Here is an 11,355-nt window from a genome sequence, read left to right on the forward strand (position 1 = left end):
CCTGGATATCCTGATTCAGACAAAAAAATCACCAACTCCCACCAAAAATCATCCAATAACATCCCGTACATCCTCAAATCCTGGATATCCTGATTCTGACAAAAAAATCCCCAAGTTCCCACCAAAAATCATCCAACAACATCCTGTAAATCCTCAAATCCTGGACATCGTTCAGATATAATATAATAAATTGCCAGCAGGAGTATTACTTATGACGGTAAAAAAACTTATTCAAGCAGAAATTGACAGAATACCAGAACAAGAGCTAGATAATCTTTATCAATGGATAAAAGAATTTACAGATAAAATAAATAGTGTAAAAAATGGGATTTTTTCACCCCAAAATATACCATCAGAAACCTTGGAAACAGCAGAAAAAAACCTTTCTAATTCTTATCCTTACCATGATTTAGATTATCTTGCTGGAACATGGACAAAAGAAGATGAAACTGAATTTTTACTTAATACTGAACAATTTAATGAAATAGATCAACATGGTGATTTTAAAAGTATAGAAAATTTAAAATTAGGTAATTGTTTAGCAGATTTTATTTATGAATCATAATTGATCATTATACTTGAAACCCACATCCTGTAAATCCTAAAATCCTGAGTATCCTGATTCTGACAAAAATACTTTTGGAAAAGCAAACCCCTATATATATGGGCGCACAGATTTCCACTATATTTAAACTATAACTGAAACTTGGAAACTTGTCAATAGTATTTTTTAATAATTTTACTGTCTTTTCTTATTCAAGCTTATCAGTAAAAATACTTAATAAGCAAAATAAGATATCTATCTAAAAAACTCAAGAAAGAGTTAGTTTTAAATTAAAATTTAAAGATTAAAAATTAAAACTTAAAAATTATGATTTCCCTGCCATTGCTAACCCAGTATTTTCGGAACTTTTGGCAACCTAGAAAGGGTTTAGCTATTGCAGAAGCATCTATAATTGGGATAGTAGCCGCCTTATCTGCGGTATTACTCAAACAGGGTTCAGGGTGGTTAGGAACATGGCGAGTGCATACTACCCATATTTTTCCAGCTTGGATATCTCTACCGATTATTGGTGTAAGTTTGGGTTTTCTCTCTGGTTGGTTAGTGCAGCGGTTAGCTCCAGAAGCGGCTGGTAGTGGCATTCCCCAAGTTAAAGCTGCTTTGGCGAATGTGCCAATTAAACTATCATGGAGAGTAGCTTTTGTCAAGTTAATCAGTTCGATAATCGCCTTGGGTTCGGGGTTAACCTTGGGAAGACAGGGACCTACAGTTCAAGTTGGTGCGGGGTTAGCAGCGGGTATGAGTCGTTTAGTTCCTACCTCTCCAGATCATCGCCGACAGATGATTGCAGCGGGGGCTGGGGCGGGTTTAGCAGCGGCTTTTAATGCACCTCTAGCCGGGGTATTATTTATTATTGAAGAGTTATTACAAGATCTATCAGGTTTAACTTTAGGAACTGCAATTATCGCTTCTTTTATTGGTGGTGTAATTTCCCGCTGGTTGGGTGGTGGGAGTCTGCAATTAGACTTAAAACTAATTGACTATTCTAGCAGTTTTTCTTTATTAGAAATTCCGGCTTTATTAATTTTAGGAATTTTAGCGGGTTTATTAGCAGCTTTATTTAATCGGGGATTAATTTTCAGTATTCAAGCTTATCGCCGTTTACATATTAGTTTACCTTTACGAGTGGCTTTAGCTGGTTTGGCTTCTGGTTTGATTATGTCCTTACTACCAGAAACCTTTCGGGATAATACAGGTTTGCGGGAGTTTATGATTGCTAGTGAACCGAATATACCTTTAGCGGGAATTGTCTTTATTGCCCAATTTATTTTAACCTTAATTGCCTTTGGTTCGGGCGCACCAGGAGGATTATTTGCACCAAGTTTAATTTTAGGTTCTTGTTTAGGACATATTATTGGCGTATGTGAATTGCAAGTATTTGGATTTGGTTCACCGACTACCTACGCATTAGCCGGAATGGGGGGATTTTTTAGCGCGGTTTCCAAAGTTCCGATAACGGCGATTGTCATTGTTTTTGAAATGACGACAGATTTCAATTTAGTATTACCTTTAATGGTGGTATGTGTGACATCTTATCTGGTGGCTGAGAAGGTTGTTCCGGGTTCACTGTATGAAAAACTGCTCACATTAAATGGTATCATTATTAAAAAAGATAGCCCCACAGAGGGAATATTAACTCAATTAACTGCTAAGGATGTAATGCAGCCCTCCGTGGAAACCCTAGAAGCAGAAATGACAGGAGATGAAGTTATTAAAGCCTTTTCCCGTTCCCATCATCGCGGCTTTCCTGTGGTAGAAAATAATAAATTAGTAGGATTAGTTTCCCAGACAGATTTACAGAAAATCCGTAATCATCTCTCACCCCATGAGACTCTTTTAAGAGAGATTATGACACCCAAACCGGTGACAGTCACACCAGCAGATAGATTAAGTCATGTTCTCTATTTATTAAATAGATATCAAATTAGTCGCTTACCTGTGGTAGATGGACAAAAATTAATTGGGATTATTACCCGTGCAGATATTATCCGTACGGAAGCAAATCATTTGAATGGTGAAACCGGGGTGACAGGTCCCCAAGCTGAACCTTCCTATCTAGTATACCAAACTCGATCGCCTAGTATTGGGAGAGGGAGATTATTAGTTACCATTGCTAACCCGGAAACCGCCCCCGCATTACTAGAAATGGCTGCTGCGATCGCCCGCGATCGCCATTATGAAATAGAATGTTTACAAATCATCTTAGTATCCCGTCATGTTTCTCCAGCGGAAACCCCAGTTAACACCGCTAAAAGTCGCCGCTTACTCCGACAAGCCGAAGGTTTAGCCAAAAAACTGCACATTCCCATTCATACCCAAATTCGTGTCGCCCATGATATCGCCCAAGCTATTTTAGAAACTACCAAGGAACGATATATAGACTTAATTTTCATGGGTTGGAAGGGAAATACATCTACCCCTGGCAGGATTTTTGGCAGCGTAGTAGATACTATAATTCGTCAAGCAAACTGTGATGTTGTCTTGGTCAAATTAGGCAATAATTTCCATTCCTACCAGCAATTTAAACGCTGGTTAATACCAATGGCTGGAGGACCAAATGCACCTATTGCCATTAAATTATTACCTGCTTTAGTAACTTTGGAAAACGACATAGAAATCCGCTTAACTCAGGTAGTTAAACCTGGGGAAGTTGCACCAGATATGACGGTTTTAGAGGAATCTACTCGCCAATTCATGCGTCACCGCAATTTACAAAGTAATGTTGTCGCTGCATCTTTGCAAGCTGAATCTGTTACCGCTGGAGTCATTGAATTAGTCAAAACTGAAGATTTCGACGTTGTAGTTTTGGGTGCTTCTCGTGAGGGATTATTACAACAAGCAATTCAAGGTAATATTCCCGAAGCAATCGCATCTGGTGTTGATAGTACCGTAATTTTAGTCAGAAGTGCAATTTCTTAACTATGATTTGTGTGATTTACCTGATTTATATGAGTTTATAAATTTAATCAGGGTGGGAAAACCCACCCCTACAGATCTTAACGTTTCACCAATTTCTTGGACATCTTCCTAAGACGAATAGATTCAGGTGTAACTTCCACCAATTCATCTTGAGCAATGTATTCCAAAGCTCTTTCCAAATTCATGTCTATGGGTGTTTGTAACTGAGTAAGTTCTTCACCACCAGATGAACGGTGGTTGGTTAACTGCTTCGTTTTACAAACGTTCAATTCCAAATCTTGGGGACGATTATGTTCACCAATAATCATCCCTTTGTAAACCTTAGTTCCTTCACTGATAAAGAACGCGCCTCTATCTTCACAGTTTTTCATCGCGTAGGAAGTAGAAACACCTTCTTCAAAGGAGATGAGAACGCCTTTGTTCCGGGCTTCAATATCACCACAAAGGGGACGATAATCAAGGAAACTGTGGTTCATGATGCCTTCACCGCGAGTCATTCGCATGAATTCACCTCGGAAACCGATTAAACCACGGGCTGCTACGATAAACTCTAGTTGGGTGCGATCGCCACCACCAGGCTGCATATCTTGCATTTCCGCTTTCCGTTGTCCTAAGCGTTCAATACAGCTACCAACTGCGTCCGCGGGAACATCTAATGCTAGAAGTTCAAAAGGTTCGCAATTTTGACCGTTAACTGTACGGTAAATTACTTGAGGTTGGGATACTTGGAACTCAAAACCCTCACGGCGCATGGTTTCGATTAAGATGCCTAGGTGTAATTCACCACGACCAGAAACCAGGAATTTATCAGGAGAGTCGGTGTCTTCAACGCGCAAAGCTACGTTGGTTTCTAATTCGCGGTATAAGCGATCGCGGATTTGCCGAGATGTTACCAATTTACCTTCTTGACCAGCAAAAGGCGAATCATTCACCCAGAAGGTCATTTGCAAAGTTGGTTCATCCACCTTAATTAATGGCAGAGCCAGAGGTTCATTAGGATCTGTAATAGTTTCACCAATATAAGCATCAGCAAAACCAGCTACAGCCACAATATAACCTGCGGTAGCTTCTTGCATCTCTATCCGTTTTAAACCTTCAAACCCCATCAACTTGGTAACTTTGCCCTTGACAATGCTGCCATCTTCTACTACCAAAGCAGCTTGTTGTCCAGCGCGGATAGTTCCATTGTGGATTTTACCAATGACAATCCGGCCTAAATATTCTGAATAATCTAGGGTGGTAACTTGTAATTGTAGAGGCTTGTTAGGATCTCCCACTGGTGCAGGAACGTGGCGAAGAATGGCATTAAATAGCGGCTGCATATCTACTGATTCTGCTTCTAAGCTTTCTTTAGCGAAACCAGCCATACCGGAAGCAAACAAATATTTAAAGTCACACTGGTCTTCATCTGCACCTAATTCTAAGAACAGATCCAAGACCTTATCAACAGCAATGTGGGGGTCAGCTTGTCCCCGGTCAATCTTGTTAATAACAACGATAGGACGCAAACCTTTTTCCAAAGCCTTTTTCAACACAAAGCGGGTTTGGGGCATTGGTCCTTCATTGGCATCAACAATCAGAATACAACCGTCTACCATGCCGAGTACCCGTTCTACTTCTCCGCCGAAGTCAGCGTGTCCAGGGGTATCAACAATATTAATCAGGGTTTCTTTGTAGCGAACCGCTGTATTTTTAGAAAGAATTGTAATGCCTCGTTCCCGCTCCAAATCATTGGAGTCCATGACACAATCCGGAACGTCTTCGCCTTCGCGGAAAATGCCGGACTGTTTGAGGAGAGCATCAACCAGGGTGGTTTTACCGTGGTCAACGTGGGCGATAATGGCGACGTTACGAATTGGGAGCGTCATAGATGGTTTGGGTAAACTTTAAGGTTTTTAGATTAAGAGGCTTATTTTTGGTCGTTTTAACAGAAGTGGAGATTATCTACCACATCTGTAACGAACCTTGTAATGATTCTAGCGTAATTGTCACAAATATTGTTATTTTGATAATAAATATTAAGAGCATTTTTAAGATATAGGGTACTTGCTTCAATAAAGCTAACTCGCGTATACCCCTAAACGACGTGAAATTAGCACTTAAAACTAAAATTGTGCCAAAATGAACTTATAAATCTATAAATTTACAGGTTATGGCTTGGTTATCAGGACAGGAATTACAAAATGGTAAATATACCATAGAAAAAGAATTAGGTGAAGGTGGTTTTGGGATCACTTATCGCGCTAGAGATAATCAGGGAAATTTCGTTGTTATCAAAACTCTAAATGATGCAATCCAAAAACGTGCTGATTTTGCTAAATTTCAACAAGACTTTCTCAACGAAGCCATTAAATTAGCTAAATGTAGTCATCCTCATATTGTCCAAATTTACGAAGTCATTCATGAAAATGATCTTTGGTGTATGGTGATGGAATATATTGATGGGGAAGATTTAGGAACTATAGTAGAAAATCAAGGTATTTTATCTGAAACTGAAGCATTACGCTATATTCAGCAAATTGGATCAGCATTAACTGTAGTTCATGATAATGGCTTATTACATCGAGATATTAAACCACAAAATATCATGTTGCGTTCTGGTAAATCAGAAGCAGTGTTAATTGATTTTGGGATTGCGCGAGAGTTTTCCCAGAATTTAACTCAAACACATACGCAAATGTTAGCTGATGGTTTTGCACCAATTGAACAATATGATAAAAAAGCAAAACGGGGAGCATTTACAGATGTTTATGCTTTAGCTGCAACTTTGTATTCTGTGTTAACTGGAGAATTACCAACTATATCACCAATGAGAGCAATTGGTACAGAATTAGAAGAAGCAAAAAAGATAAATTCTAGTATTAGCGATAAAGTAAATCAGGCGATAATTAAAGGAATGGAATTAAAGCCAGAAAATCGTTCTCAGTCAATAAATGAGTGGTTATCTCTTTTGAATATCCAAAAAACCAGCAATAATACTATTCTTTCCGCCACACAAATTATTGAAGATAAGATTATTCATGAGTTTAAAACTCATGTTGATTATAAAAGTTCTACAGCAGGATTGCTAATTCATCATAAAGAAAGTAGCTCAGACCTCGCATTGCATTATCATATAACTATCTCTGATACCCACGCCTTTAACTTTGGTGGAAATGGATTTGCTGTATTCCGAATTCCGACAGTATCATATAGCGTAGAATCAGTGACATTATTGCCGAAAAAAGAAGTCCTTGATAGATGTTTAATTGCTTATGAATTATTCAAAACTTGGGATTATGGTTTATTGGGTTGGAACTGTGAACACTTTGCTAGATTAGTCACAACAGGAGAAGCAATTAGTTATCAAGTAAAAGAGTCAATATTAGCATTTTTAAATAATAATGGTTATCATCCATTAGCAAAAGAAATGATGGATAAAGCTTGTCGAACTGCAAAATACTAATTTAGTTAAAAACACTAACCTCTTTCTTTCTCTTCCTTCTCTTTCTCTTCCTTCGTGTCCTTCGCTCCTTCGTGGTTCATTTCCTCTTAACATCATCCAACTAAAAATGCTATCAGAAAGATTTACCCAAGCGCTTACCTACGCCCATGAACTCCACGCCACGCAAAAACGCAAAGCTGGGGATATTCCCTATATTACCCATTTACTAGGAGTAGCCAGTATAGCCTTAGAATATGGTGCAAACGAAGATGAAGCGATCGCTGCCTTACTACATGATGCCATAGAAGACCAAGGTGGAGCAGCCACCAGAGCAGAAATTCGCCGGCGGTTTGGGGATCATGTCACTGCTATAGTTGATGGTTGTACAGACGCAGACACCACACCCAAACCCCCTTGGAAACCCCGGAAAGAAGCCTATATTGCCCATATTGCCACCGCTTCCCCAGAAGTATTGCTAGTTTCTGCTGCTGACAAACTCCATAATGTCCGCTCAATTCTCAAAGATTATCGCATGATTGGTGATGCAGTTTGGGAACGGTTTCAAGGTGGCAAAGAAGGGACACTTTGGTATTATCGTTCTCTAGCAGATGCTTTCCAAAAACATCAAATTACGCCCTTAGTGGCAGAATTAGAAAGAGTAGTGTCCGAATTAGAAATATTAGCTGCATACAAAAAATGAAGAACGAAAACTTTCATCCTTCATTATTTACAGCATATTGCAGGTTACAGGAGGTACAAAGTTATCATGCTTTTACTCCTTCTTTCTTCTTTCTTCTTCCTGACTCCTGACTCCTGACTCCTGACTCCTTTTTTCTTCCTTTGGGAAGATAGTTATTTGTTGATTAACGGAATAAACTACTGAGTGAACTATCTTCGTGAATCCGCCAAATTGCTTCTCCCAGCAGATTAGCGACTGAAAGCGTCACTAATTGGGGAAACTGATTAGCCTCTGGGATGGGAATAGTATTAGTGACTATAACCTCCTCAAACACCCCACTTGATAACCTTTCAATAGCCGGTGGTGAAAACACAGCATGAGTAGCACAGGCATATACCTGACTAGCTCCTTCTTGACGCAGTAAATTAGCCCCCGCCGCAATCGTACCGCCAGTATCAATCATGTCATCCACCAATATGGCAATTTTGCCTCTCACATCACCAATCACATTTAAGACTTCGGCCACATTATGAGCCTGACGACGTTTGTCAATAATTGCTAGAGGTGCATCATTCAATTTTTTCGCAAATGCCCTAGCCCGTGCGACCCCACCCACATCAGGGGAAACAACCACAATATCCTGTAATCCTTTACTAATGAGATAATCGAGGATAACTGGTGAACCATATACATGATCAAAGGGGATATCGAAATAACCCTGAATTTGAGCTGCGTGCAAATCCATTGCTAGAACTCGGTTAGCACCTGCTTGGGTAATCAAGTTAGCGACTAATTTAGCAGTGATAGATTCTCTCCCTGCTGTTTTTCTATCAGCACGAGCATAACCATAGTAAGGAATTACTGCTGTAATCTGGCGTGCAGATGCTCGACGACAGGCATCAATCATAATTAGTAATTCCATCAAATGATCATTGACGGGTTGACAACTGGGCTGGATTAAATAGACATCACAACCCCGAATAGATTCTTGGATTTGAACATAAAGTTCTCCGTCCGCAAATCTTTTGCGAATCATTGGTCCCAAGTCCATACCTAGATAACGAGCGACTTCTTGCGACAGCGCTATATTGGCAGAACCGGAAAAAAGCCGCAGACGATTATTGTCAGGTAGTCCCGTTGCTATTGACTGGACTGGTAAAGTGGCAGAACTTAGCACAGCAGATCCTCGAAGTGCATTCATAGAAATATCATCAGAGATTGAGCAAATTTAGCCGAAATTGAGTAAACAAATAATATTGATCTTCAAGTTAGCCCTGGGGGTGTTAGAAAACCGACGATTAAATAGCAGCGAAAGTGCAAACAATTATTCTATGATACTTATTACCAATTAACGACCTCGTGAATTGAAGATTAAATATTTATGTTATGAATCAAAAAGAACCTAGCAAAATTATCTATACCTTGAACTTCCATATTTATATATTTCCCGGAAAGCTGACGGCTGAATGCCTACCATTAAAGATCAACTTTGACATTGCTGTGGATGCCAATTGATTTATTTATCCCGGATTATACCTGCTACTATATTGGACAAGTCCTGACTAAAGTCCGAATGTCAGAATAGAATAATGCCAGACTTGTTTCTAGTATACACTTCCTTGTGGGCGGGGTGACTGAGGAAAATTACGGAAGCCACAATTGAGACACTTTGAGTCATGTTGTGGACAGGCGATAGTTTTGTTAAGTTCTAGCTCTGTTGTTATTATTATATTCAATCAATAGACCATGCAATCACCGATTACAGTTGGTACTATCCTACAAAATCGTTACCACATAATTCACATTATTGGACAGGGGGGATTTGGTAGAACCTATCTAGCAGAAGACCAAAGACGCTTTAATGAACTTTGTGTGCTTAAAGAGTTAATTGCCCCAAGCACGGGAACATCCGGTGGAGAAAAGGCACAAGAGTTATTTGAACGAGAGGCTGCTATCTTGTATCAAATTGAGCATCCACAAATCCCCAAATTTCGGGAAAAATTTGCCCAAAACGAAAAGTTATTTTTAGTGCAAGATTTTGTCGTTGGCAAGACTTACCGGAATTTGCTCAGAGAACGCCAAGATGTTGGCACAACTTTTACTGAAGCAGAGGTATTGCATTTATTACGCACTTTGTTGCCTGTTCTTAGTTATATTCACGGTCAGGGAATTATTCATCGGGATATCTCCCCAGAGAATATGATTTTACGGGAAAGTGATTCCCTGCCTGTATTAATTGACTTTGGAGTAGTCAAGGAGTTAGTCACAAAATTACAATCCTCAGTCCCCACATCAGTAACTACTGTAGGTAAATTGGGTTATGCGCCTAGTGAGCAAATGCAAACGGGTAGGGCATATCCTAGTAGTGATTTGTATGCGTTGGCTGTGACGACGATAGTTTTGTTGACGGGGAAAGAACCCGCAGATTTATTTGATGAGCAGGAACTAATATGGAATTGGCAACAGTGGGCAACAGTAAAACCGGAATTCGCTCAAATTTTGCAGCGAATGTTGAGTTATCTGCCGGGGGAACGGTATCAAAGTGCCGCTGATGTTACTCAGGCACTGCTTAACTTAGGTTATAGTAGCCAACCTGCTGCTAATTTATCTCATCTACAAACTATCGCTATCGGGCATCGTCCTGAGCCGATATCAAAAACATCGGAAAAGCCGCAACCTTCAGTTAATTCTGGACAAAGTAGCTCTATTTTGGATAATGCTTGGGCGTTGGCAGGAATTGGCGGTGTTGTGATTATTTTAGCAGGGTTTGGTTCTTGGACTTTGGTGAATTCACTGAAAAATCAGTCTCGTCCAGCAACAGAAACAATCACAACCCCACAATCATTTCCTTCTCCAGTTATTCCTAGTGGGACATTATTAACACCAACACCAACTCCAACACCCACAGTAACTAATAGTGAACCTGTGATTAATCGTCAACGGCTGAGATTAGACAAATCTAACAAGGCGACAATTGACGGAACACTGAGGGAAAATGAATTGGTTGAATATAGTTTACAAGGTAAGGTTGGGGAAAAATTAACTGTATCTGTAAATGAAAACAGTGGGATTGTACTGACGATTTTAACTGCTAATGGTGAAATCATTAATACTCAAGATCAACAATCTACTTCTTATGAAGGAATATTAGCTAATGATGGGAGATATATTATTCGATTAGGTTTGTCTGGGGGTGTTTCGGAGGTTAATTATAGTTTGAATGTAGCTTTAGAAGCACCAATGCCAACGGAAACGCCAACTCCCACAGAAACGCCAACCCCCACAGAAACGCCAACTCCTACAGAAACGCCAACCCCCACAGAAACGCCAACTCCTACGACTTCCCCTACTCCCACAGAAACGCCAACTCCCACAGAAACACCAACTCCTACAGAAACGTCAACTCCAGGGTTTAATGGGACAAATTAACGTTTTAACGTTAAATTATAAGAGACTAGGCTGAAAACCCTTGAAGTTGAGTTTTGGAGCGTAGTGGTCAGTGAGCAGTTCGGCAAGCTCACTGTAACACTTGTCGAACTGCGGAAAAACTCAACTGTCCTTTAGGCAAGGGATGAAAGCCAGATAGAGGCTTCAGCCTCCACTGAAAGTTTTTCCTGTTGACAAGATTATACTTTGTGAGTTAGCATAGCTTCGTGGTGTTTAGGTCGTAGCCATACTATGGCTAACGCCACGCTACGCTATCGACAGGCTCAGTAACCATGATAATTTATGAGTTCAAAGTCAAAGGAAAAGATAGGCAGTATCGCGCAA

At 39.9% G+C, this 11,355-nt stretch carries 8 protein-coding genes; 6 read left to right on the forward strand and 2 right to left on the reverse strand.

What is annotated here, in order from left to right:
* The 3 genes from FJR06_RS24105 to FJR06_RS22140 all read left to right on the forward strand — a co-directional run.
* Positions 1-181: hypothetical protein (locus FJR06_RS24105; RefSeq protein ID WP_217359806.1), on the forward strand; the 181-nt coding region annotated here is incomplete at its 5' end.
* A 30-nt stretch (positions 182-211) separates the two neighbouring features.
* Positions 212-565 carry a hypothetical protein gene (locus FJR06_RS22135; RefSeq protein ID WP_168652283.1) on the forward strand — a complete coding sequence of 118 codons (354 nt, stop codon included), beginning with the start codon at positions 212-214 and terminating at the stop codon, positions 563-565.
* Positions 566-871: 306 nt separating this feature from the next.
* Positions 872-3,481, forward strand: coding sequence for a chloride channel protein (locus FJR06_RS22140; RefSeq protein ID WP_168652284.1), 2,610 nt, complete (start codon positions 872-874; stop codon positions 3,479-3,481).
* Positions 3,482-3,558: 77 nt separating this feature from the next.
* Here FJR06_RS22140 and typA read toward each other — a convergent pair whose 3' ends face one another.
* Positions 3,559-5,349 (reverse strand): translational GTPase TypA, encoded by a 1,791-nt coding sequence (gene typA / locus FJR06_RS22145; RefSeq protein ID WP_015080476.1) that lies wholly within the window; start codon positions 5,347-5,349, stop codon positions 3,559-3,561.
* A 284-nt stretch (positions 5,350-5,633) separates the two neighbouring features.
* Between typA and FJR06_RS24585 the strand changes: the two genes are divergently transcribed.
* A complete protein-coding gene (locus tag FJR06_RS24585; RefSeq protein ID WP_254433170.1) occupies positions 5,634-6,926 on the forward strand; it encodes a serine/threonine-protein kinase in 1,293 nt (430 codons plus the stop codon).
* A gap of 106 nt (positions 6,927-7,032) precedes the next feature.
* The gene (locus tag FJR06_RS22155) at positions 7,033-7,605 is read left to right on the forward strand and encodes an HD domain-containing protein (protein WP_015080473.1); all 573 of its coding nucleotides are present in this window, start codon (positions 7,033-7,035) and stop codon (positions 7,603-7,605) included.
* A 163-nt stretch (positions 7,606-7,768) separates the two neighbouring features.
* Here the strand turns inward: FJR06_RS22155 and FJR06_RS22160 are convergent, their stop codons facing one another.
* On the reverse strand, positions 7,769-8,785 hold the full coding sequence (locus FJR06_RS22160; RefSeq protein ID WP_015080472.1) for a ribose-phosphate pyrophosphokinase: 1,017 nt from the start codon (positions 8,783-8,785) through the stop codon (positions 7,769-7,771).
* A 545-nt stretch (positions 8,786-9,330) separates the two neighbouring features.
* Here FJR06_RS22160 and FJR06_RS22165 point away from each other — a divergent pair.
* A complete protein-coding gene (locus tag FJR06_RS22165) occupies positions 9,331-11,013 on the forward strand; it encodes a serine/threonine-protein kinase (RefSeq protein WP_015080471.1) in 1,683 nt (560 codons plus the stop codon).
* Positions 11,014-11,355 lie beyond the last annotated feature (342 nt).

Source organism: Dolichospermum sp. UHCC 0352 (assembly GCF_009711925.1).
In the GTDB taxonomy this organism is placed as follows: domain Bacteria; phylum Cyanobacteriota; class Cyanobacteriia; order Cyanobacteriales; family Nostocaceae; genus Dolichospermum; species Dolichospermum lemmermannii.